The organism is Pseudoalteromonas sp. L1, from assembly GCF_021728095.1.
Taxonomy (GTDB): domain Bacteria; phylum Pseudomonadota; class Gammaproteobacteria; order Enterobacterales; family Alteromonadaceae; genus Pseudoalteromonas.
Genome location: NZ_JAKKCT010000005.1, coordinates 69,635 through 91,585, shown reverse-complemented (window position 1 = coordinate 91,585; position 21,951 = coordinate 69,635). Strand labels below are relative to the sequence as shown.

At 41.1% G+C, this 21,951-nt stretch carries 23 protein-coding genes; 16 read left to right on the top strand and 7 right to left on the bottom strand.

Annotated elements, in window-relative coordinates; all coding sequences use genetic code 11:
• Window positions 1-3 precede the first annotated feature (3 nt).
• The 4 genes from L3V38_RS15535 to L3V38_RS15520 form a co-directional block, all read right to left on the bottom strand.
• Complete coding sequence (locus tag L3V38_RS15535; RefSeq protein ID WP_130149483.1) at window positions 4-624, bottom strand: 2OG-Fe(II) oxygenase; 621 nt, start codon at window positions 622-624, stop codon at window positions 4-6.
• A 135-nt stretch (window positions 625-759) separates the two neighbouring features.
• Window positions 760-1,647, bottom strand: coding sequence for a LysR family transcriptional regulator (locus L3V38_RS15530; protein ID WP_130149484.1), 888 nt, complete (start codon window positions 1,645-1,647; stop codon window positions 760-762).
• Between the two features lie 118 nt (window positions 1,648-1,765).
• Window positions 1,766-3,292, bottom strand: a complete 1,527-nt coding sequence (locus L3V38_RS15525; RefSeq protein WP_237119947.1) for a DUF3369 domain-containing protein — start codon at window positions 3,290-3,292, stop codon at window positions 1,766-1,768.
• A gap of 52 nt (window positions 3,293-3,344) precedes the next feature.
• On the bottom strand, window positions 3,345-3,752 hold the full coding sequence (locus L3V38_RS15520; RefSeq protein ID WP_130149486.1) for a DUF2721 domain-containing protein: 408 nt from the start codon (window positions 3,750-3,752) through the stop codon (window positions 3,345-3,347).
• 86 nt (window positions 3,753-3,838) lie between these two features.
• Here L3V38_RS15520 and L3V38_RS15515 point away from each other — a divergent pair, with 86 nt between their 5' ends.
• The 3 genes from L3V38_RS15515 (at window position 3,839) to tsaD (ending at window position 5,854) form a co-directional block, all read left to right on the top strand.
• Complete coding sequence (locus tag L3V38_RS15515; protein ID WP_237119946.1) at window positions 3,839-4,204, top strand: DUF2007 domain-containing protein; 366 nt, start codon at window positions 3,839-3,841, stop codon at window positions 4,202-4,204.
• A complete protein-coding gene (locus L3V38_RS15510) occupies window positions 4,188-4,778 on the top strand; it encodes a YjaG family protein (protein WP_237119945.1) in 591 nt (196 codons plus the stop codon). Before L3V38_RS15515 ends, L3V38_RS15510 begins: the two co-directional genes overlap by 17 nt.
• Window positions 4,779-4,840: 62 nt before the next feature.
• Window positions 4,841-5,854, top strand: a complete 1,014-nt coding sequence (gene tsaD / locus L3V38_RS15505; protein WP_237119944.1) for a tRNA (adenosine(37)-N6)-threonylcarbamoyltransferase complex transferase subunit TsaD — start codon at window positions 4,841-4,843, stop codon at window positions 5,852-5,854.
• 3 nt (window positions 5,855-5,857) lie between these two features.
• Here the strand turns inward: tsaD and plsY are convergent, their stop codons facing one another.
• Entirely contained in the window at window positions 5,858-6,460 is a 603-nt protein-coding gene (gene plsY / locus L3V38_RS15500; protein WP_130149489.1) for a glycerol-3-phosphate 1-O-acyltransferase PlsY, read from the bottom strand.
• A gap of 228 nt (window positions 6,461-6,688) precedes the next feature.
• Between plsY and folB the strand changes: the two genes are divergently transcribed.
• From folB to L3V38_RS15460, 8 genes are all read left to right on the top strand, one after another.
• Window positions 6,689-7,045 (top strand): dihydroneopterin aldolase, encoded by a 357-nt coding sequence (gene folB, locus L3V38_RS15495; RefSeq protein WP_062568732.1) that lies wholly within the window; start codon window positions 6,689-6,691, stop codon window positions 7,043-7,045.
• Between the two features lie 2 nt (window positions 7,046-7,047).
• A complete protein-coding gene (folK, locus tag L3V38_RS15490; RefSeq protein WP_237119943.1) occupies window positions 7,048-7,536 on the top strand; it encodes a 2-amino-4-hydroxy-6-hydroxymethyldihydropteridine diphosphokinase in 489 nt (162 codons plus the stop codon).
• A complete protein-coding gene (locus L3V38_RS15485; protein ID WP_062568734.1) occupies window positions 7,533-8,333 on the top strand; it encodes an undecaprenyl-diphosphate phosphatase in 801 nt (266 codons plus the stop codon). The genes folK and L3V38_RS15485 overlap by 4 nt, the downstream gene beginning before the upstream one ends.
• 161 nt (window positions 8,334-8,494) lie before the next feature.
• Window positions 8,495-9,838 (top strand): UDP-N-acetylmuramate:L-alanyl-gamma-D-glutamyl-meso-diaminopimelate ligase, encoded by a 1,344-nt coding sequence (mpl, locus tag L3V38_RS15480; RefSeq protein ID WP_237119942.1) that lies wholly within the window; start codon window positions 8,495-8,497, stop codon window positions 9,836-9,838.
• A gap of 22 nt (window positions 9,839-9,860) precedes the next feature.
• Window positions 9,861-10,484 (top strand): flavin prenyltransferase UbiX, encoded by a 624-nt coding sequence (locus tag L3V38_RS15475; RefSeq protein WP_062568736.1) that lies wholly within the window; start codon window positions 9,861-9,863, stop codon window positions 10,482-10,484.
• Complete coding sequence (locus tag L3V38_RS15470; RefSeq protein WP_130149492.1) at window positions 10,481-11,410, top strand: ABC transporter ATP-binding protein; 930 nt, start codon at window positions 10,481-10,483, stop codon at window positions 11,408-11,410. Before L3V38_RS15475 ends, L3V38_RS15470 begins: the two co-directional genes overlap by 4 nt.
• Window positions 11,410-12,177, top strand: coding sequence for an ABC transporter permease (locus L3V38_RS15465; protein WP_054551083.1), 768 nt, complete (start codon window positions 11,410-11,412; stop codon window positions 12,175-12,177). The genes L3V38_RS15470 and L3V38_RS15465 overlap by 1 nt, the downstream gene beginning before the upstream one ends.
• Entirely contained in the window at window positions 12,177-12,842 is a 666-nt protein-coding gene (locus L3V38_RS15460) for a tRNA (guanine-N(7)-)-methyltransferase (protein ID WP_237119941.1), read from the top strand. The genes L3V38_RS15465 and L3V38_RS15460 overlap by 1 nt, the downstream gene beginning before the upstream one ends.
• 20 nt (window positions 12,843-12,862) lie before the next feature.
• Here the strand turns inward: L3V38_RS15460 and L3V38_RS15455 are convergent, their stop codons facing one another.
• A complete protein-coding gene (locus L3V38_RS15455) occupies window positions 12,863-14,347 on the bottom strand; it encodes a GGDEF domain-containing protein (protein ID WP_341804410.1) in 1,485 nt (494 codons plus the stop codon).
• Window positions 14,348-14,966: 619 nt separating this feature from the next.
• On the opposite strand from L3V38_RS15455, the gene panP reads away from it, so the two are divergent.
• A complete protein-coding gene (panP, locus tag L3V38_RS15450; protein WP_130149495.1) occupies window positions 14,967-16,595 on the top strand; it encodes a pyridoxal-dependent aspartate 1-decarboxylase PanP in 1,629 nt (542 codons plus the stop codon).
• Window positions 16,596-16,631: 36 nt separating this feature from the next.
• Here the strand turns inward: panP and argE are convergent, their stop codons facing one another.
• A complete protein-coding gene (gene argE, locus L3V38_RS15445) occupies window positions 16,632-17,786 on the bottom strand; it encodes an acetylornithine deacetylase (protein WP_237119939.1) in 1,155 nt (384 codons plus the stop codon).
• Between the two features lie 222 nt (window positions 17,787-18,008).
• Between argE and argC the strand changes: the two genes are divergently transcribed.
• The 4 genes from argC to L3V38_RS15425 are packed head-to-tail and all read left to right on the top strand — an operon-like array spanning window position 18,009 to window position 21,920.
• Window positions 18,009-19,019 (top strand): N-acetyl-gamma-glutamyl-phosphate reductase, encoded by a 1,011-nt coding sequence (argC, locus tag L3V38_RS15440; RefSeq protein ID WP_237119938.1) that lies wholly within the window; start codon window positions 18,009-18,011, stop codon window positions 19,017-19,019.
• Complete coding sequence (argB, locus tag L3V38_RS15435) at window positions 19,019-19,780, top strand: acetylglutamate kinase (protein ID WP_237120079.1); 762 nt, start codon at window positions 19,019-19,021, stop codon at window positions 19,778-19,780. The genes argC and argB overlap by 1 nt, the downstream gene beginning before the upstream one ends.
• 7 nt (window positions 19,781-19,787) lie before the next feature.
• Window positions 19,788-20,708 carry an ornithine carbamoyltransferase gene (locus L3V38_RS15430; protein ID WP_130149498.1) on the top strand — a complete coding sequence of 307 codons (921 nt, stop codon included), beginning with the start codon at window positions 19,788-19,790 and terminating at the stop codon, window positions 20,706-20,708.
• A gap of 9 nt (window positions 20,709-20,717) precedes the next feature.
• Complete coding sequence (locus tag L3V38_RS15425) at window positions 20,718-21,920, top strand: argininosuccinate synthase (RefSeq protein WP_062568744.1); 1,203 nt, start codon at window positions 20,718-20,720, stop codon at window positions 21,918-21,920.
• The last annotated feature ends 31 nt before the right edge of the window (window positions 21,921-21,951 follow it).

The window sequence follows — 21,951 nt, the reverse complement described above, 5'->3', positions numbered from 1 at the left end:
TCATTATCTTGGCGGGTCTATAATTCCGCTGATCGAGGCATTTTTTCTAAACCAGCCTGCAATCGAGTAGCGAACATCTTCTGCTGGTAATACTTCGTGCATGAAGCGTTCGCTTTCAAACATCACAAGCGTACCCGCTTGAGGTTTTACAATGACCTCAATATCTTTGCTTTTTGGCTTATAGATGACCAGTTCACCACCTGAATCAGGTGTATTTAAATAACAGACGGTTGTAAAAATACGGTTTGAACGACCCTTGAAGGCATCATAGTGTTTTTTATAAAAGTCGCCTTGTTGATACTTTGCATAATGGCATTCATAGTCAAATAGCCCTAAGAAAAAACTGCGGTTTAACTGTGTCTTTATCGCTTCCATGGTCGCAAGATAAGTAATTTGTGCTTGGCTTGAACTATCAAACCAAAAGGTCTTATCTTTACGGATGGTTTTATCAATTTGTTGGTCGTTCAAACGACCAATTCCCGCAGTATGAAAATGCGGATTAATACGATAACAATCTGCAATTAAATCAGTTAGTAAGTTTTCATCAATTGCGTTTTCAACAATGGCATAGCCGGTTTGTTCTATTGCGTCTAAATAGGTGTTGGAAACAAGTTGCGCGGTCATTCATGTGCACAATCAAAAAAAGGTGCGTAAGTGTAGCTGAAAAAAAAAATCATGCACGCTTTTTATGCAATATGCTGATGATTAAGTGAAGAAGGGAGCTAGCCTTTGTTTGCAAGGCTAGCTTAAATGCACGCGTTAGTTGTGACTAGATAACGCTGTCTTTTCAATTAAATCTAATAAATGGCTAATATGCGAGTTTTCATTAACCTGCTCATTAGTTTGAATAACCAATTGTTCATGAGCGATCCCTTTATTCGTTTTCAATAAAAGTAGCTCAGAGTCAGAAGAAACACTGTTAGCGTGCTCAATGCTTGCAATTGCAATATGATCTGACTTTTTAAGGCCATCCATCACTTGTTCAATACTACCAACTTTAATGCTTGATGATTTATTGAATGAGTCAACTGCTTCGTTAAGCATAGTTTGAACTTGCTTCGACTGTGCAAAACAACTGTACATTGGGTAGTCAGCCAGATCACGTTTACTAATATCGCTCTTGTTAGCAAGCGGGTGATCTTTAGAAACAAATAAGATAAGTTGGTCTGGTAAGTGGATGTCGCTGCCAATACTATTCATTGCCTGCGAGCACACGCTTATGTCTATTTCACCCAGTTGCAATTTACGAATAAGTTCGCCTTGCTCTTGTAGTTGCATTTCAATTTTTACGTGTGGGTACTGAGCTAAAAATTGCCCACAAGAAACAGGCACAACAGTACTTGCTTTAGTTGTGTAACCAATGACAAGCTTTTCGTTAACGCAGCCATTTAATGATTCAAATAAACGTTTTTTCGTTTCTTCTAAATTATTAAGGGTTTGTTTCGCGTACTCTAAGAAAAGTTCACCCTCTTTGGTTAGTTTTACCGAGCGGGTAGAGCGGGTGACAAGCTCATAGCCGATTTCATCTTCAAGCGTTTGAATACTGCGAGTTAATGCTGAAGTACTAATTTGAGTTTTTTCTGCAGCTTGGCGGAAATGCCTGAGCACGCCTAGTGCAACGAATTGTTCAAGTTGTTCAAATCTCACTTTAAATAGTCCCTTGTTATAAGTAAGCCCTTACATCCAGGCAAAATAATTATACTTTACGATGGCATAGTAAATTATAGTACCTATTTTGGAAAGTGTTGTTTACCGAAAAGTTACACTAATCAGGGTATCGGTCTTTAATCTCTAGGAAAAGTGTTAAATTTTCAAGTAATATATCGACTAAAGTTGGATCAAAATGTTTCCCTCGTTGCTCTTTTATTAATGTTAATGCGTCTTCTAATGGCCATGCTTTTTTATAACAGCGGTCACTACACAGTGCATCAAATACATCGGCAATAGCGGTAATACGGCCTACAATGTGAATATTACTTCCTGATAAACCTTGAGGGTAACCTGTACCGTCCCACTTTTCATGATGTTGGTGAGAGATTGTGGCACCACAACTTAAAATCTCGTTACTTGAATTTTTTAGAATTTCATAGCCGATTTGAGCGTGGTTTTTCATTATTTCCCACTCGTGCTCATCTAATTTGCCTGGTTTATTTAAGATATTGTCAGGAATACTTATTTTTCCTATGTCGTGCAATGGGGAGGCAAGTTTAATAATTTCGCACTGGAATGGATCTAACTGGGAGAGTTTTGCTAGGAGTTCACTATAAAGTGCGACACGCTTTACGTGTGAGCCTGTTTCTTTTGAGCGTTTTTCAACAGCTTCCCCCAAAATATACGATAACTCTTTTTGTGAATCTTTAACCATCTCTCGTAGCTTTAGGTTGTCATAAGCCAGTGCTATATTGTTTGCATAAAACTCCAGTAGTTGATGATCTGTTGATTGAAGTTTTGTGCCTTTGTGCACGTATAACATGGTTTCAAGGCCAGCTTTAGTTGGAAAGTAACCTATATAGTCAGTACTTGTTTTTAGCGAAGACTTACGCTCATGAGCATCTATAAATAAGCTTTTTACTTCATTTGGAATAGTGCTTTGCTTTGGTGTTGGACCTACGCCAGATGCGGCGAGCAACTGAAAATCAGTGGCGGGGGATGATTGTAAGTTGACGGCGGCGGCGCAATATATTTGGGCATCATTTATACCCATCACGTTGGTGACATGGCTTAAAATTGTTGATGCAAACTCATGGACACTGTCGCATTTTAAAAAATTTGCCGATGCATTAATGATTTGCTCAAGACCGTGTTTATGACGGTCAATAATCTGAATATCGCGATGCGCTCTCAGTGCAGAATAAAGCAGTGTTTTGATTTTAATTGCTGTGAGTTCTGTTTTATTTTTATAGTCGTTTATGTCGTAATCACGAATAATAGATTCTTCAGGTGCTTCACCTGGTTGCCCTGTTCTTAATATTAGGCGAATATCGTGATTATCGATGTCATCACGTATATATTGAATTAAATCAAGACCTGCGTGATTGGTTTCCATAACAACATCAACCAAGGCCACTGAGAAGGGGATGTCTTTTTTTAAAAACTCTTTGGCTTCGGCTGCCGAATAGGCATCGTAAAAGCGCAACCCTTTACCTTCAAAGGTGAAACCTGCAAGCACAAGCTTAGTAACCTGATGGATATCTTCTTCGTCGTCAACAACAAGAATGTGCCAATATTCAGGCTCTTCAGTTTGTATATCACTCTCTTCTAATCGTTCATCAGAAAACAAAAAGTCATCCACGCACGCACCACTTATTGTTATTTCTCGTAACAATAAGTATAGAGGCAGAAATTTACTCTGCCTTATCTGAAAGTGGTTTTTTTTCGATATTCTGAAGTTCGATTTCGATTGCATCGCACGAAATGTGGATTTCATACAACGAGGTTAATAAGGATAAAGCGAGGCTAGCAAGGCTTATCCCAAATAGCACAATGCCTGTGGTATTAAATTCAATAAATAAAGCAAACATAGAAAGAGTGCACATAAAAAATGAAGCGACACCATATACTTGCATCACTCTTATTAATTTAATTCGTTTTCTAAGGTTTTCGATTTGTGCAACAACTAAAGGACGAATGCAGTCACCTTCACGTGCGTTAAGCTCACGAATTAACTGAGCAAGTACTAAAAAGCGATTCGTATACGCTAGCAACAAAAGAGAAATTGCAGGGAAGAGTAGTCCTGGGGTCGTAAGAGTCATTAAGCTGCCTTTAAATATGGGTTGCACAAAGGTCAATAGCTAGAGTAGCTTAGGTTTAAAGTCGTGCAAAGTAAAAGAGAATCAATTTGCAAAAAAATAATTTAAATCAAGATAATACTGGTGATTCATTTACTTGGGTGGGGATTTTTAGGGCTGAGAATGCCTTGCAAGCTAACATTATTAAAGGACTGTTAGAAAGCGCTGGAATTCAATGTGAGCTGCAAGGTGAAATGTTGCAAGGCGCTCTCGGCGAGATCCCATTTGAGCAAACGGGAGTCGAAGTACGAGTTTATGCGATAAAAGAGCGCCAGGCGCGCGAAATATTGGTAAACTACCAGCAAGTGAAACAATCTGCTCCTGACTGGGTTTGCCCAACATGTAGCGAGCTTAATGGGTCAACGTTTGAAATATGTTGGTCTTGTGGGACTGTAAAGAATGACGAAAGCGAATAATTTTCAACGTATTAGAGAATTAAACTATTTACAAAAAGCGGTTTTGGGTGGTGCATTGCTTGAGCGTATGTTGCCTAACTATGCCCTATTTAGCGAAGCCACAGGGTTTGGTGACGGAACCGTGTTTCGTAGTGCATTAAGTGTGTGTTGGGAGAAAATTTTACTACCCAAAAGTAAAATTAGTCTTGAGAAGCAAATTGAAAAAATTGAGCCTAATGTACCTGAATTAAATGATTTTGATATGTTTGGTGTATACCCAGCGATTGATACAGCAACGGCATTGCTTGGCATGTTGCATGGTTTAATGGCAAAAGATGAGCAAGAATTTCTAAACATCAGTAAAATTTCTCAGGCCTCAGTCGCACGTTATATTGAGTATCAACTGACTGTTGATGGTGAGTTGGCTGATAACAAGGCCGTACGTGAGCACCCTTTAATGCAATATGAAATTGATGTGCTTGCTGAACTTATTGATTTTGTAGAGCAAATGGGCCGAATTACTTCCCAGAACGTAAAAGAGCTTAAGCAGCTTGCGGTATCTGACGGTCAAACCAACATTGGTATTGCAATTTAATGTTCAGTAATGCGTATTTTCGCTGTAAAATGCGCGTTTGTTTTTTATTGGCGGAGTAATTGATGCGAATTTTAGGTATTGAATCATCATGTGATGAAACAGGTATTGCCATTTATGATGATGAACAAGGCTTATTAGCACATCAACTATACAGCCAAGTTAAAGTACATGCAGACTACGGCGGTGTAGTGCCAGAACTTGCATCACGGGACCATGTACGCAAAACCTTACCGTTAATTGATACGGCGTTTGCACAAGCGGGTTGTGGCCCTGAAGACTTAGATGGCATTGCTTATACGGCAGGCCCAGGCCTCGTGGGAGCTTTACTTGTGGGCACCTCGATTGGCCGTTCACTAGCCTATGGTTGGAACATCCCCGCTGTGGCTGTTCACCATATGGAGGGTCATTTACTTGCCCCTATGCTTGAAGAAGAACAGCCAGAATTTCCGTTTATTGCGCTGCTTGTCTCGGGCGGCCATACCATGATGGTTAAAGTGTCAGGTATTGGTGAGTACGAAGTCTTGGGTGAGTCGGTGGATGATGCGGCGGGTGAAGCGTTTGATAAAACTGCTAAATTACTAGGTCTTGATTACCCCGGTGGCCCTCGCCTAGCAAAACTTGCGGAGCAAGGTACGCCAGAGCGATTTGTATTCCCACGCCCGATGACAGATAAACCAGGTTTAGACTTTAGCTTTAGTGGTTTGAAAACCGCAGCATCAATTGCGATTCGTGATAACGATGATGACGAGCAAACTAAAGCTGACATCGCACATGCATTCCAAACAGCCGTTATTGATACGCTTATCATTAAATGTAAACGTGCATTAAAACAAACAGGCATTAAACGTTTAGTGATTGCAGGTGGTGTAAGTGCCAATGTTCAATTACGTTCGCAGCTAGAACGTGTAATGCAAGGCATGAAAGGGCGTGTGTATTACCCGCGTACTGAGTTTTGTACAGATAATGGTGCAATGATCGCTTATGCCGGTATGCAGCGTTTAAAAGCAGGGCAATTTGCAAGCCTAGATATGAAAACTAAGCCGCGCTGGCCAATCGATTCTCTTGAGCCGTTATAAGCGCTATTCATTTTCTGGGGCTTTTTTCTTAGCCCCAACCTTTGGTTCATCGCCACACATCAAACGTGTCATATTCGCTCTATGGCGAAAAATAATTAATACCGTTAAAAATGTTACCGGCAAAGTATAAAGTGGCTTTATCCACCATGTGTAAAGCGGTGCAAGAGATACTGTCACTAATGCCGCGAGTGATGAATAACGTGTAATTGCAATAATTAGCAGCCAAGTTGTGATTAGCATCCCACCTAGAGATAAACCAATAGGTAGCAAGGTACCAAAAGCAGTGGCAACGGCTTTTCCGCCCTTAAAGCCAAAAAATAATGGGTACATATGGCCTAGACATGCTGCAACACCGATAAGACCGAGCATCAGAGGCTCTATGTTTAAAAAGTAAGCGCCCCAAACAGGGATCGTTCCTTTTAATATGTCAAACACAAGCACTAATACAGCGGGTAACTTTCCACCGAGGCGGTAAACGTTGGTGGCTCCAGGGTTATTCGATCCATGACTGCGTGGGTCTGGTAGTCTAAATAGCCGAGAAACAAGGATAGCGGACGAAACCGATCCTAGTAAATAGGCTAAAACTAACATTAAAACTGCTAACACGCGCTTCCTTATTTTTTAATCGGCACTTTTGGGCTATCATTGGCGGCAAAACCGTCTGCCGCTATTTTTTCGATGAGATTGTTACAAAAAAATACTAACAATCTATCCGTTATTGTAGGGGTAATTTTAATATATTAAAACATTATGACAGCTTATAAAGCGTATTATTAAGATCAATAAGCGCATAAGGTTGTTTTACCTTACATATTTATGTCATTTGGAGTCTTAATGGACAAGGTATATATATCACAACTGCACGTAGACACCATCATCGGTGTATATGATTTTGAAAAAGAAAGTAAACAAAGCTTATATTTTGACATTGAAATGCTTTGTGATATCTCAGCCGCTGCAGCAACCGATGATATAAACCTTGCACTTGATTATGCGAAAGTGAGTGAGCGTGTTATTGAACATACAACGGCGAAGCCTGTTGAGTTGCTTGAAACCTTAGTTGAGCAATTAGCTGCACTTATTCTTACTGAATTTGCTACCAACCAAGTAACTATTCGTGTCAGTAAACCAGCCGCTGTGCCACAAGCGCAAACGGTGGGCGTTGAGATAACCCGCCGTAAGGTAAGCTAATAATGGCGCAAATTTTTATTAGTCTAGGTTCTAATGTCAATAAAGAGCATTATCTTCAGCAAGCGCTTATAGCCTTGAAATCTTACTTCCCCGATTTTGTACACTCATCAGTTTATGAGAGTGAAGCGGTTGGTTTTGCTGGAAATAATTTTTATAACTCAGTGGTTGCGGCCAAGACGGATATGCCTCTTGAGAAGTTGTGCAAATTATTGAAACAAATTGAGCTTGATAATGGTCGTACTCGTGCAGATAAAAAGTTTAGCCCGCGTACACTCGATTTAGACTTACTTTTTTATGATGATGTTATATGTGATTATCCCGCACAATTACCGCGAGATGAAATTACAAAAAATGCTTTTGTGCTTCAGCCTTTAGCAGAAATAGCTCCCGATTTTTTTCACCCCGTAGCGAAGCTAACCCTTGCTCAGCTATGGGATAATTATGATAACCCGCAACAAAAACTATGGAAGGTGGAGTTTACTAACCCATGAGTATTATTGAGATAATTGTTTTAGCTTTAATTCAAGGACTGACTGAGTTTTTACCTATTTCTAGCTCAGCGCATTTAATTCTTCCGTCGCAGATTCTCGGGTGGCAAGACCAAGGTTTAGCATTTGATGTGGCTGTTCACGTTGGAACCTTAGGTGCAGTTGTTTTGTACTTTAGAAAAGAAGTGGTCGATATTCTTGGCGCTTGGTTTAAATCGTTTGGCTCACAAGGTGCAACCGATGATAGTAAGCTAGGTTGGTGGATCATAGTAGGCACGATACCTGCGGCTATTCTTGGGCTTATTTTTAAAGATTTAATAGAGCTTTACCTACGTAGTGCATGGGTGATCGCGGTAACGACTATTTTGTTTGGCTTATTACTTTGGTATGCCGATGCAAAAGGTAAGCAAACCAAAACGATTTACCAACTGAACTGGAAATCCGCACTTATGATTGGGATGGCACAGGCGATGGCTATGATCCCAGGCACATCACGGTCAGGTATTACTATGACCGCAGGTTTAATGCTGGGTATGAATAAGCAAAGTGCCGCACGCTTTTCATTCTTATTGGCTATTCCTGTTATTTTAATGATGGGACTATATTACACAATAGAGTTGGCTCTTGGCGATCATATCGTAGAGTGGAATACCTTGATGCTTGGCGCTGGCTTATCTTTTATATCTGCGTATGCTTGTATTTTCTTTTTCTTAAAAGTGATTGAGCGCATGGGCATGATGCCATTTGTGATCTATCGCTTACTACTTGGTGTCGGTTTGTTTGCATTTTTAATGCTGTAAGTAGAGATTTAGCTTGATTAGAAAAGCACCTCAAATTGAGGTGTTTTTTTATGTTGGTTATTTGGCAAAAGTCTATTGCCGTGTAGTAATGGTAAGTAAAGCTTATATTTGGCATTATAACGGCTTATTTTATCTATCATTCATTTTGCTCAGGACAGTAGATGCATATTCATATTCTTGGAATTTGTGGCACCTTTATGGGTGGTATCGCCGCAATCGCTAAATCGTTAGGTCATACAGTGACAGGCTCTGATCAAAATGTGTACCCGCCGATGAGCACACAATTAGAAGAGCTGGGTATCACACTAACTCAAGGTTATGACGTTGCACAACTTGAGCCAGCCCCTGATATGGTGGTGATTGGTAATGCGATGAGTCGTGGCAATCCCTGTGTTGAATATGTGCTTGATAAGGGCCTACCTTATACCTCTGGTCCAGAATGGTTAAAACATAATTTATTGCAAAATTCGTGGGTTTTAGCTGTTGCGGGTACGCATGGCAAAACAACCACAGCCAGTATGCTGGCATGGTTATTAGAGTATGCCGGTATGAAACCTGGGTTCTTAATTGGTGGCATTGTGCAAAATTTTGGTGTGTCTGCACGTGTTGGCGAAACCCCGTTTTTTGTAATTGAAGCCGACGAATACGATACCGCCTTTTTTGATAAACGCAGTAAGTTTGTACATTACTTACCACGCACTTTAATCCTAAATAATCTTGAATTTGATCATGCGGATATTTTTGAAGATTTAAACGCCATAAAGAAACAATTTCACCACCTGATGCGTACACTACCTTGTAGTGGCAAAGTCATTTGGCCAAGCCAAGACGAAGCACTACAAGATGTGATTGAACGAGGTCTTTGGAGCGAGAGCGAAACACTGTCGGGAGACTGGGATTACCGCTTGCTTAAAGCTGATGGCAGTGAATTTGAAGTATTATTAGCAGGGGAAGTACAGGGCGTTGTGTCGTGGCAAGCGATGGGCGAGCACAATGTCAAAAATGCCATTATGGCTATTGCAGCCGCTCGTCATGTAGGGATTGCTGTGTCAGTGAGCATTGCTGGTTTAGCAGAGTTTATTTCTCCTAAGCGCCGCATGGAGCTAAAAGCCGATGTGAATGGCATTAAAGTGTATGACGATTTTGCACATCACCCAACGGCAATTAAAACAACTCTTGCAGGTTTACGTGCAAAAGTGGGCGATGAGAAGATTATTGCCATTTTAGAGCCGCGTTCAAACACCATGAAAATGGGTGTGCATCAACAAACCTTGATTGATTCCCTAAAAGCTGCCGATGATGTGTATTTATTTGAACCTGAAAACTTAAGCTGGTCATTAAAAGAATACGCAGATAAAGCAGGTATGCATTGTATGCCAAGCACTGAGGAAATCATTGCAGCAGTTGCTGAAGGAAGTGCGCCGTCACAACATATTTTAATAATGAGTAATGGTGGCTTTGAAGGTATTCATCAGCGTTTAATCAGCACACTTGAACAAAACTAACCAGTATACGGAGCATAACTGTATGCAATTTAAAGATAAAATAACCTTAGCTTTTAGCGGTGCCTCAGGTGCCCCTTATGGCTTACGGTTACTAGAGGTATTACTTGAGCAGCAGTTTCAGGTGTATGTACTGATCTCAAGTGCGGCAAGAGTGGTGCTTGATACCGAATCGAATATAAAACTGTCGGGCAACGAAGATAAAGCAACTGAACAGCTCAGTACGCTCTTTAATGCCGCGCCAGAGCAACTAAAAGTATTTGGTAAAGATAACTGGTTTAGTCCTGTTGCATCAGGCTCAGCAGCGCCGAAGAAAATGGTGGTTTGCCCATGTAGTGCAGGCTCAGTGTCTGCCATTGCTGTAGGGGCATCAGATAACTTACTTGAGCGCGCCGCTGACGTGGTTATAAAAGAACGTGGGCAGCTGATTTTAGTCCCGCGTGAGACCCCTTTTAGCGAAATTCATCTTGAAAACATGCTGAAGCTAGCAAAGCTTGGCGTAACCATTATGCCTGCGGCACCTGGGTTTTATCACCAGCCTGAGCAGATTTCAGATCTGGTTGATTTTATGGTGGCGCGAATTTTAGATCATTTAAACATTGAACATACTTTGACGAAACGTTGGGGTTATGGAGAGGGCAAACAGTGAGCGAAAAAACGATCGCATTAAATATTGAAGGCCTAAAAAAGGTTTATAAAAATGGTGTTGAAGCTGTAAAAGGCATTGATTTACAAGTTCAGCAAGGCGATTTCTTTGCTTTGCTTGGCCCAAATGGGGCTGGTAAATCAACCACCATTGGTGTTATCTCATCGTTAGTGAACAAAAGCGCTGGTCGCGTAGAGGTATTTGGTCACGACATTGATACTCACCTTGAAGCCGCTAAATCTGAACTTGGTTTAGTGCCGCAAGAATTTAATTTCAGTCAGTTTGAAACGCTTAACCAAATTTTGGTTAACCAAGCGGGTTATTATGGTGTACCAAGAAAGCTGGCGCATGAACGCGCAGAAAAGTATTTAAAGCAGCTCGGTTTATTTGAAAAAAAAGATAAGCAAGCGCGCACTCTTTCAGGTGGTATGAAACGCCGTTTAATGATTGCTCGTGCGCTGATGCATGAACCTAAATTACTTATTTTAGATGAGCCAACTGCGGGTGTGGATATTGAGCTACGCCGCTCAATGTGGGACTTTCTTCGTGAGATAAATAAACAAGGTGTCACCATTATCTTGACTACTCACTACCTCGAAGAAGCTGAGCTGTTATGTAAAAACATCGCAATTATCGACAGCGGCGTGATTGTTGAAAACACCACTATTAAAGCGTTACTTGCCAAGCTTGATAAAGAAACCTTTGTACTTGATTTAAAGCAGCCTGTGCAGCCAATTAGCATTGAAGGCTACAACTACACACAGACTGATGATCATACTTTAGAAGTTGAAGTGGCAAAGTCTCAGGGCTTAAACCAAGTATTTAGTGCGCTGACTGAGCAAGGTAACACAGTGCTTAGTATGCGAAATAAAGCAAACCGTTTAGAAGAGCTGTTTGTTGGATTATTAGAACAGGGGCGAGGCGAATAATGTTTAAATATGGTGTAGCGCTAAAAAGTATTTGGATCAAAGAGTGTATTCGCTTTTTACGTATTTGGGTGCAAACATTAGTACCGCCTGCAATCACGATGAGCTTGTATTTTGTGATTTTTGGTAATCTGATCGGTTCTCGTATCGGTGATATGGGTGGCTTTACTTATATGGAGTTTATTGTACCGGGCCTGATTATGATGTCGGTGATCACCAACTCTTACTCGAATGTGGCCTCAAGCTTCTATTCAACTAAATTCCAAAAAAGTATAGAAGAGCTATTAGTTGCGCCAGTGCCAAATTACATTATTGTACTTGGCTACATGGGCGGTGGTATGACGCGTGGTATGTTAGTTGGTTTGATTGTTACCTGTGTCTCTTTATTGTTTGTTGATATTCAAATTCACAATATTTTTGTGATTATGGCAACGGTTATACTAACCTCGGCTGTGTTTGCGTTAGGCGGGCTTATTAACGCAATTTATGCTAATAGCTTTGATGATATTAGTATTATCCCAACCTTTATTTTAACGCCGCTGACTTATCTTGGTGGGGTGTTTTACTCTATCACTTTATTGCCAGAATTTTGGCAAGGCGTATCGCAAGTAAACCCAATTATTTATATGGTAAATGCATTTAGATATGGGTTCTTAGGTGTGTCTGATGTCGACTTATCGGTGGCATTTGGTGTACTTGGTTTATTTATTGTGGGTTTATTTACGTTAGCATTAACCCTTATTAAACGTGGTGTGGGGCTTAGACACTAATGACGGATGCAAATTCGAGAAGTATTGTATCGAATCAACCTAGCTTACATGAAAAGCTAGATGAAATTGTTTTAAAACACCTAAGTGCTGAATTTAAAAAGCCGATTGCAGAGCATACGCAAGCGGCTTTTGATCAGGTAAATGAAAAGGTGCAGGCGTTTGCTGGGCCACTCATTCTTGATTCATGCTGTGGTGTGGGTGAAAGTACCGCTAACTTAGCAAAGCATCACCCAGATGCGTTAGTGATTGGCATTGATAAATCATCTCATCGTTTAGATAAGCATGATATAGAGTACAAGCAAACCGATGCAGGCCAGTACATTTTAGTGCAAGCTGATTTAAACGACTTTTGGCGTTTAGCGGTGGCTGCTAACTGGCAGCCCACGCACCATTACTTGCTGTATCCAAACCCTTGGCCAAAAGCCAAACACCTACAAAGGCGCTGGCACGGTGCTGCTATATTCCCATTTATTATTAAATTAGGTGGGCGTTTAGAGCTTAGAAGCAACTGGGATATTTACGTAAAGGAATTTGCTCGCTCGCTTGAGCTTGCAGGGCATAAGTGCGATGTTGAGTTGTATGAAAGCGATACCGCTATTACACCATTTGAGCGTAAATATTGGGCCAGTGGCCAACAGAGTCATCGCTTAGTTATAAACCTATAACACGCACTGTGGCCTTGGTATTATGACTGAGGCACATAAGGCGTGGGTGGCGCGAAGTGGTTTCCTTGCATTAGTGTTATACCTGCTTTGGAAAGTGCTTCAGCCACTTGCTCGCTCTCGACTTGTTCGGCAACGACATCAAGGTTAAGTTGTTTGGCGTACTTCACTAAATGTTCAATAAACATATAGCTGTCATCATTGGTGTGTGCTTGGCTAACTAAGCCACGGTCTAGCTTTAGGCCATCAACTTCAAGCTTTAAGATATTTGAGAGGTTTGAATATCCTGCACCAAATTCGTTAATCATAACCTGCGCACCTTTATTTTTAAGTAAGCTAATAAATGCCTTTACTTCACTAAAGTAGGCAATTGCTTCTGTTTCATGAAACTCAAAAATAATATTGTTGGGTTGTGGGTAGCGTCTTAACTGCTGTTCTAAAAACTCACTTAAGCTGGGATCCAGAATATCTTGCGCTGTAATATTAATGCTCCAGCTAATTGAAGTTTTTCGAAATTGCTCAATACAGCGAGTAAACATGGTACGTGTTAGTAATCCGTCCATTCGAGAGCGTTTCAAAACAGTTAGAAAGTAGTCTGGTGTATAGATGCGCCCTTGTGCTGATGCCATTCTTGCTAAGCTTTCGTAATGAGTCACCTGTTGTGTTTGCGTATCATAAATGGGTTGGAAATAGGGGACGATACGATTGTTATCAAACGCTTCTTTTACTTTTTTAGCCAGCTTTACATTGTACCTAAACTGTTCTTCTACTTGTTTAAATACATTCTCGTAACGAATAATACGTTGATTGTTTAATTTTGCTTGTTGAAGAGCAATATGTGCGTTTTCAATCAGCATTAGCTTATTACCAGAGGCAATACCTGCATGTAAACTAACATAAATAAACGGCTCGTTAAGTACAGGGATTGATTGATTAAAGGCGTTAATAGTGTCATCAAAATCTTGCTCTGCACCGCGTGTATGTAACAGCGCTATTTTATTGGTAGCAAGACGAAATACCAGCGCTTCGTTGGGTAGGCGAGATTGAAAATAGCTCAATAAACTGGCCATTACCTTGTCGCTTACTTCTGTACCATAAAAGCTACTAATATCCTCGACTTCATTAATCGTAACGACTGCAAGCTCCATACGGTGTTTGGTGCTTTTTTTAATGTAATATTCCAGCGCTACGTGATTAGCAAAGCCTGTACGGGCATCCGTAGAAAGAGAACGCTTAAGTTGTAAAAAATAAAGCCCTGCAATTAAGGCTGCAATAAAAAAGAAGAAGCACCCAGTGATAGTCGCGCGTGTTACGCTTTGTTGTAACTGTTGGTTTAGATCAGTAATTGTAATGTCGGCGCCAGTAAGATAGGTATGGCCATTTTCATCGATGAAAGTAACAAAAATACTTTTAAAGTGCCCCCATTGATCTTTTGAAACTTCGAATACAGGCTCTGTAGAAAAAAAAGCGTCTTTATTTATCTTGGTTGCTTCGGTGTAGGGATCCATAAACTGCGTGATGCGGCCGCCGTTTTGATCCTTTTGGGTATAACTCGATGCGCTAAAAAAAACGGTATCGTCACGTAGTACCATAGAATAAACATACGCTAAGTCCATTTGCTTGGCGTATTCTGAGAGCGCTCTCATTTTTTGCTTATAAACAGCCGAAGAAATCGGTATGCCGGCGTTGACTTGATTGTGATAATCCTTGCCTAAAATATGGTTAACACTCACAGCCGCATTGAGAAGCTTTGAATCAATACCAGCCATTATTTCACTACGAGCGGTTTCATAAGTGTAGTAGATATAACCAAATAAGCTGATAAAAAAAGTGGCAAATCCATAAAGCAGCCAACCGGTCTTTTGCATTCCTTTGGACATAATTATTCCTTTATCAGTGGTGTAATGATTATACTTAAAAAACAACTGGCTGATAGTAGAAAATTAGCGCAAATTTCATTGATACATCATTTTTTTGTCATCGAATCTGTGGCTTTTTAGCTTTAAACGAGACATTTTTGTGATATTCCAGTAAAGTTAGCCAATTTCGTAGCAACAGTGCCGCTAAAACTCAAACCTTGATGTTCCTGTATTGGGTTTATTTTAGCTGCTTATAATGGGTATTAAGATGGATCAAAAGCGTTGTGCCGTCGCCTCTAAAGAAAGTTTGATTCGTATTTTTACGGTGCCTGAAGCACCGGACTCAACGTTGAGTAGAATAGAATCAGAGATTTCAAGCAATCTTGCAGGATTCTTAAATGAGAATATTGCGGCAATTGAAAAGCCATTGCATGAGATAGAAAAAGATTTTCAGTCGGCAAATATCCCAGAAGAGCCCACTTTTGTCTCTGACTACGCGCAAGACATTATGGAGCAGTTAGTTGCACACTCAGTTCACACAGCTGCACCAAGCTTTATTGGTCACATGACATCCGCTTTGCCACATTTTGTGTTACCGCTATCAAAATTGATGGTGGGTCTAAACCAAAACCTAGTAAAGATAGAAACGTCAAAAGCATTTACGCCACTAGAACGACAAGTTTTAGGGATGATGCACCATTTAGCGTATGGTGAAGAGGATGCGTTTTATAATAAGTGGATGCATAGCGCAAAAACATCTCTAGGGGCGTTTTGTTCTGGGGGAACCGTTGCCAATATTACCGCCTTATGGATAGCCCGCAACCGTTTATTAAAAGCCGATGGCGACTATAAAGGCATTGCAGCACAAGGTTTAATTGCTGGCATGCTGCACTATGGCTATAAAGGGCTTGCTGTACTCGTTTCAGAGCGAGGCCACTATTCGCTTGGTAAAACGGTTGATTTACTTGGCATTGGGCGCGATAACATTGTTGCTATTAAAACAGGTGAAAACAACAAGGTTGATGTTCAAGCCATGCGTGAAAAAGCCCATGAACTTGAAGCATCTGGCATTAAAGTTATGGCGCTAGTTGGGGTTGCTGGAACGACTGAAACCGGCAGTATAGACCCACTTAACGAAATGGCCGATTTAAGCGAAGAGCTTGGCTGTCATTTTCACGTTGATGCGGCATGGGGCGGGGCAACTTTATTATCTAAAAATTACCGTCATTTATTAAGTGGCATCGAACGCGCCGATTCAATCACCATTGATGCCCATAAGCAAATGTATGTGCCAATGGGCGCAGGCCTTGTGTTATTTAAAGACCCTGCTGCCACAGATGCAATAGAGCACCATGCGGAATATATTCTTCGTAAAGGCTCTAAAGATTTAGGCAGTCATACTTTAGAGGGCAGTCGCCCTGGTATGGCAATGTTAGTGCATGCTTGCTTACGTGTTATTGGCCGTAAAGGCTACGAAATGTTGATTGACCGTAGTATTGTCAAAGCTCGTACTTTCGCCGACATGATTAAGCAGGATGAAGATTTTGAATTAATCTCAGAGCCTGAGCTTTGCCTATTAACCTATCGCTACGTACCAAAAGAAATCCAAGCTAAGCTTAAAGATGCTGACGAAGAAACTAAATTAGATATTTACGCTTCGTTGAATCGTTTTACCGCAAGTATGCAAAAACGTCAGCGTGAAGCAGGACGTTCTTTTGTATCGCGTACACGTTTAACACCTGCAAAATATGACCATCAACCAACGGTTGTGTTTAGGGTTGTATTAGCTAATCCATTAACCTCTAAAACAATTCTCAAAGATATTTTAGCGGAGCAAAAAGCCCTAGCGAAAACCGATCCTGTTTTTAAAAAGTACTTAAGTAAATATATGGATTAGTGAGTGAATTAGAAAAGGGAGCATCAAGCTCCCTTTTTACTCATTACGAAAGCAACTTGCTTTAATCATTTTGCTGATGATTTCTTGTGAAGGTTTGATTTTTTCCATCGCTAAAAACTCATCGGGCTGGTGGGCTTGATTTATTGAGCCTGGCCCCATGACAATTGTTTCACAGCCAAGCTGTTGAATAAACGGTGCTTCAGTGCAGTAATTTACTGCAACGGCAGGTTGGCCTGATACTTGTTCGGCAAGTTTAACAAGCGCAGTATCTGTACTGCCACTAAATGCTGGAATAGGCTCGTGTAAGTCAATAATACTCACCGCATTAGGGTAGTGGGCATTAATTTCTTCAGCAGCAGTTAGCAAAATCGCTTGCAGTTCTTGCACACTTAAACCTGGTAAAGGTCGCATATCTATGTGCATTTCACAGCAGCCGCAAATACGGTTTGCATTATCGCCACCATGAATATGGCCAAGGTTTAAAGTCGGGTACGGGATTTGAAAATGTTCAATTGAATATTTATTCTTTAATTCTTCTTTAATGATTAACAATTTTGCAATCATTTTATGCATTACTTCAATGGCGTTTAAACCACGTTCTGGATCTGAGCTATGACCTGAGCGACCAATCACACGAATCGCAGTGCTCATGTGGCCTTTGTGAGTGAACACTGGAGTCATATCTGTTGGCTCACCTATAATACAGCGTGCCGGTTTTAAATTAGGATGGCGACAAATTTGTTGCGCACCTGCCATCGTAGTTTCTTCATCAGCAGTGGCAAGGATCAATAGTGGCTCTGTTTGCTTCGTTGCATCAAGCTCGCTAATTGCCTGCAATACAAATGCAAAAAAGCCTTTCATATCAATACTGCCTAAGCCATAAAGTTTGTTGTCATGCTCACTGAGTTGAAAGGGGTTATAGTTCCAGCGGCTATCATCAAAAGGCACCGTGTCGGTATGACCCGCAAGCATTAAACCGCCATCTCCCTCACCACGCTTCGCTAATAAGTTATAGCGGCCTTTACCGTTTTCGAGCTCTGTTATTTCACATGTAAAACCAAGGCTTTCGCACCAAGTAGCGAGCAAGGTGATCACCTCTTTATTGCTCATGCACAGAGAGTCTTCAATCGAACTGATTGAGGGGGCAGCAATTAGCTGCTGATACATAGATAAAAAAGAGGGAAATGACATAAAAAAATCCAAAAATAATTATTCAATCTAATTGCATAACAATATAAAAGTATTTATGATGAATATCAATTCACTTTTTAAGCATAAATATATTTTAAAGCGGCACTATGAACACAAAACGACGATAACCTGATTTCATTACTTTAGACAGTGTTTTTATTCGCAATTAGGCGAGTAATTTTAGGCGTATCGATAAATAGATTTAATAGGTAAAAGTAAGCAATGAAAGTAGTGATTATTGGCGCAAGTGGTTATAGCGGCGCAGAGCTAGCAAGTTTAGTTGCAAAGCATCCAAAACTGACTCTACAAGCGTGTTATGTGTCTGAAGGAAGCTTAGATAAAAATAAATTATTAAGCGATTTATATCCCGAGCACTTAGGCTTGTTAGCGTACCCGCTGCAACCGCTAACAGCTGAGGCTTTTCAGGAAATAAATAACACTGCTGATTATGTGTGTCTATGTACTGATCACAAAGTGAGTGTTGATCTTGCACCACAATTTTTAGCCATGGGCAAAAAAGTTTTCGATTTATCTGGCGGCTTCCGTTTAGCTGGGAATGAGGATTACCTAACTTATTATGGTTTCGCGCATGAATATCCTGAGCTTTTAGAGCAAGCGGCTTATGGTTTAGCTGAATGGAATAGCGATGCGATTAGTAAAGCAAACCTTGTTGCCGTAGCAGGTTGTTATCCAACAGCTGCACTTAATTCTTTAAAGCCACTTAAAGAAGCGGGTTTATTAGCTGAGCAAACCATCATTGTTAATGCTGTCTCTGGCGTAACAGGTGCGGGTAGAAAGGCCAGTGTGAATACGCATTTTTGTGAAGTGTCACTTGCCCCTTATGGCTTATTTAACCACAGACACACGCCTGAAATTGAGCAGCACCTTGGTCACCCTGTGTTATTTACCCCGCATTTAGGTAATTTTCCTCGCGGAATTTTAGAAACTATTTATGTGCAATTAAAGCCTGGTGTGACAGCAGAGCAAGTGAGTGCGGCATATCAAGTGCTGGCGAATGAGCCCTTAATTCGTTTACTCGGAAATAAAATTCCAAGCATCAAAGGCGTGGCTAAACAACCATTTGTTGATATTGCATGGCAACAAAAAGGTGAGCAACTGATTGTTATGTCGGCCATTGATAACTTATTAAAAGGGGCCGCAGGGCAAGCATTGCAATGTATTAATTTAGCGATGGGACTTCCTCATCATACCGGATTAGTAGGAGCGTTATGATGAAAACATGGGTAATTAAAATAGGCGGTGCAGTATTAAATACAGCCGATGCCGCAAAAGCTTTATTTGACGTTCTTGTATCACAGCAACAGGCCAACTTTGTGATTGTTCATGGTGGTGGTGCATTAGTTGATGCATGGCTTAAAGACGCTGGGTTTGCTAGTGCGAAGCACCAAGGTTTACGTATCAGTCCAAAAGAACAAATGCCTTATATTGTTGGGGCACTGGCAGGCTGTGCGAATAAACAGCTAATGAGCCAAGCAATTGTTTCAGGGCACAAGCCTGTGGGGATGAGTCTCTATGAAGCGGGCGTTGTGGTTAAGCAAAAATTAAAAGCACTTGGCCAAGTTGGACAATGCGCTGATAGCACCGACAGTATTTTACCAAGTTTAATTGCGCAAGGCCGCTTACCCTTAGTGAGCTCTATTGGCTTTGGTGAAGATGGACTTTGGTACAACGTTAATGCCGATGAAGCAGCAGCAGCGATTGCAAAAGAACTTGATGCTGAACTTATTTTTATGACTGATGTAGAAGCGGTGCTTGATGCAAACAAACAACCCCTACATCAACTTAATACGCAGCAAATAGATGCATTAATTCTTGAAGGAGTTATTCAGGGCGGGATGGAGGTCAAAGTTAAGACCAGCCTTCTTGCTGCCCAACATTTACGACGTGGTGTGTATATCTCAAGCTGGCTAAAACCAGAAAACTTAGTCGCTTTATTACAAGGCGAGCACGTAGGAACGAAAATTACACCATAGGTATTACATGTTAACTAACTTTTTATCTGGTCTTGAGTTAGACCAAAAAGGCGCGCTTAAATTACTCGATTTAGCGCAAAAAATTAAAGCAAACCCAGTCGATTTTAGCCAAGCTTTAGCGGGTAAATCAGTGGTTACCTTATTCGAAAAACCAAGCTTACGTACCCGTTTATCATTTGATATTGGTATTAATAAATTGGGTGGTCATGCTGTTTATTTAGATTCACAAAATGGCGCAATGGGTGCGCGTGAGTCAGTAAAAGATTTTGCTTTAAATATTTCAACTTGGGCTGATGGCATTGTTGCTCGCGTATTTGCACATAAAACATTAACCACCCTTGCTGAGTTTTCGTCAGTCCCTGTGGTGAATAGTCTGTGCGATTTATACCACCCATGCCAAGCACTCGCTGACTTTTTAACGCTGCAAGAGGTGCATGGTGATGTCAGCAAACTAAAGCTTGCATACTTAGGTGAAGGTAACAATGTCACACACTCTCTAATGCTATTAGCAGCTACTTTAGGGACTGATTTTGTCGCTGTGTGCCCGAAAGGCAGTTCGCCAGATTCGCAAATTCTTAAGCAAGCAGAGCAAATTGCAGCGATGAATGGAGCGTCTGTCATGGTTAGCGACAGAATTGAAGCGGCAGTGGGTGCAAATGCAGTCTATGCTGATACGTGGGTATCGATGGGCGATAAAACACCGCTTGAGCAGGTGAAAGCTAAATATATGCCGTACCAGTTAAATCAAGCACTACTTGAGCAAACTGGCGCGCAAACTGTGTTGCACTGCCAGCCGGCTCATCGTGAGTTTGAAATTACCTCTGAGGTAATGGATGGCCCAGCATCAAAGATTATTCAACAAGCAGAGAACCGTATGCACGCGCAAAACGCACTGCTTGTCACATTATTAAATCCAAATTTTGTTTAAGGAACACCAATGAGTTCAATCAAAAAAGTCGTATTAGCCTATTCTGGTGGTCTAGATACATCGGCAATCGTGCCGTGGTTAAAAGAAAACTACGGCTGTGAAGTTATCGCATTCGTTGCTGATGTAGGTCAAGGCGCTGAAGAGCTTGAAGGCGTAGAAGAAAAAGCAATCGCTTCAGGCGCATCTGAATGTTATGTGGTTGACTTAAAAGACGAAATGGTCAGTGACTATATTTACCCAACCTTAAAAACGGGTTCTATTTACGAAGGCACTTATTTACTCGGTACGTCTATGGCGCGCCCAATTATTGCAAAAGCCCAAGTAGAGATTGCCCGTAAAGTAGGTGCTGATGCACTTTCGCATGGTTGTACTGGTAAAGGTAACGATCAGGTGCGTTTTGAGTCATGTTTCGCAGCCCTTGCACCAGATCTAAAAGTAATCGCACCGTGGCGTGAGTGGGATTTATCAAGCCGTGAATCACTACTTGATTACTTGGCTGAGCGTAATATTCCGTGTTCAGCGTCTGCTACAAAAATTTATAGCCGTGATGCTAATGCGTGGCACATTTCTCACGAAGGTGGTGAGCTTGAAGATCCATGGTGCCAACCAAGTGAGCAAGTGTGGACCTGGACTAACTCGCCAGAGCAAGCACCAAACGAACCTGAATACGTGACATTAAATGTTGTTGAAGGTGAAGTGGTTGCGGTAAATGGTGAGACGCTTAAACCTTATGACTGTTTAGTTAAATTAAATGACATTGCTGCGCCACACGGTGTGGGTCGTGTTGATATCGTCGAAAATCGTTTAGTGGGCATGAAATCGCGTGGTTGTTACGAAACACCAGGGGGCACGGTGATCATGGCCGCATTACAAGCGGTTGATGAACTTGTGCTCGATAAATCAAGCCGTAAATGGAAAGAAGTACTGGGTGGTGAGTTTTCACACCTTGTTTATGACGGTCGTTGGTTTACACCATTGAAAGATTCGATTCTAGCAGGAGCTGAATCTCTGTCTAAACTCGCAACCGGTGAAGTGGTGCTTAAGCTTTATAAAGGCCAAGTCACTGCGGTACAGAAAAAATCACCGAATAGCTTATACAGTGAAGATTTCGCAACCTTCGGCGAAGATGATGTATATGACCAATCACATGCAGAAGGCTTCATTCGTTTATTCTCGCTATCTAGCAGAATCTCAGCACTAACGAAAAAGTAATTTAATTATTGCCCTGCAAAGCGGGGCAATC

Bases quoted from the DNA above. Each gene is read 5' to 3' on its own strand.
- L3V38_RS15535 (WP_130149483.1), bottom strand. From the start codon at position 624: ATGACCGCGCAACTTGTTTCCAACACCTATTTAGACGCAATAGAACAA.
- L3V38_RS15520 (WP_130149486.1), bottom strand. From the start codon at position 3,752: ATGACTCTTACGACCCCAGGACTACTCTTCCCTGCAATTTCTCTTTTG.
- L3V38_RS15510 (WP_237119945.1), top strand. From the start codon at position 4,188: ATGACGAAAGCGAATAATTTTCAACGTATTAGAGAATTAAACTATTTA.
- tsaD (WP_237119944.1), top strand. From the start codon at position 4,841: ATGCGAATTTTAGGTATTGAATCATCATGTGATGAAACAGGTATTGCC.
- folB (WP_062568732.1), top strand. From the start codon at position 6,689: ATGGACAAGGTATATATATCACAACTGCACGTAGACACCATCATCGGT.
- folK (WP_237119943.1), top strand. From the start codon at position 7,048: ATGGCGCAAATTTTTATTAGTCTAGGTTCTAATGTCAATAAAGAGCAT.
- L3V38_RS15485 (WP_062568734.1), top strand. From the start codon at position 7,533: ATGAGTATTATTGAGATAATTGTTTTAGCTTTAATTCAAGGACTGACT.
- mpl (WP_237119942.1), top strand. From the start codon at position 8,495: ATGCATATTCATATTCTTGGAATTTGTGGCACCTTTATGGGTGGTATC.
- L3V38_RS15475 (WP_062568736.1), top strand. From the start codon at position 9,861: ATGCAATTTAAAGATAAAATAACCTTAGCTTTTAGCGGTGCCTCAGGT.
- L3V38_RS15465 (WP_054551083.1), top strand. From the start codon at position 11,410: ATGTTTAAATATGGTGTAGCGCTAAAAAGTATTTGGATCAAAGAGTGT.
- L3V38_RS15460 (WP_237119941.1), top strand. From the start codon at position 12,177: ATGACGGATGCAAATTCGAGAAGTATTGTATCGAATCAACCTAGCTTA.
- L3V38_RS15455 (WP_341804410.1), bottom strand. From the start codon at position 14,347: ATGGATCCCTACACCGAAGCAACCAAGATAAATAAAGACGCTTTTTTT.
- panP (WP_130149495.1), top strand. From the start codon at position 14,967: ATGGATCAAAAGCGTTGTGCCGTCGCCTCTAAAGAAAGTTTGATTCGT.
- argE (WP_237119939.1), bottom strand. From the start codon at position 17,786: ATGTCATTTCCCTCTTTTTTATCTATGTATCAGCAGCTAATTGCTGCC.
- argC (WP_237119938.1), top strand. From the start codon at position 18,009: ATGAAAGTAGTGATTATTGGCGCAAGTGGTTATAGCGGCGCAGAGCTA.
- argB (WP_237120079.1), top strand. From the start codon at position 19,019: ATGAAAACATGGGTAATTAAAATAGGCGGTGCAGTATTAAATACAGCC.
- L3V38_RS15430 (WP_130149498.1), top strand. From the start codon at position 19,788: ATGTTAACTAACTTTTTATCTGGTCTTGAGTTAGACCAAAAAGGCGCG.
- L3V38_RS15425 (WP_062568744.1), top strand. From the start codon at position 20,718: ATGAGTTCAATCAAAAAAGTCGTATTAGCCTATTCTGGTGGTCTAGAT.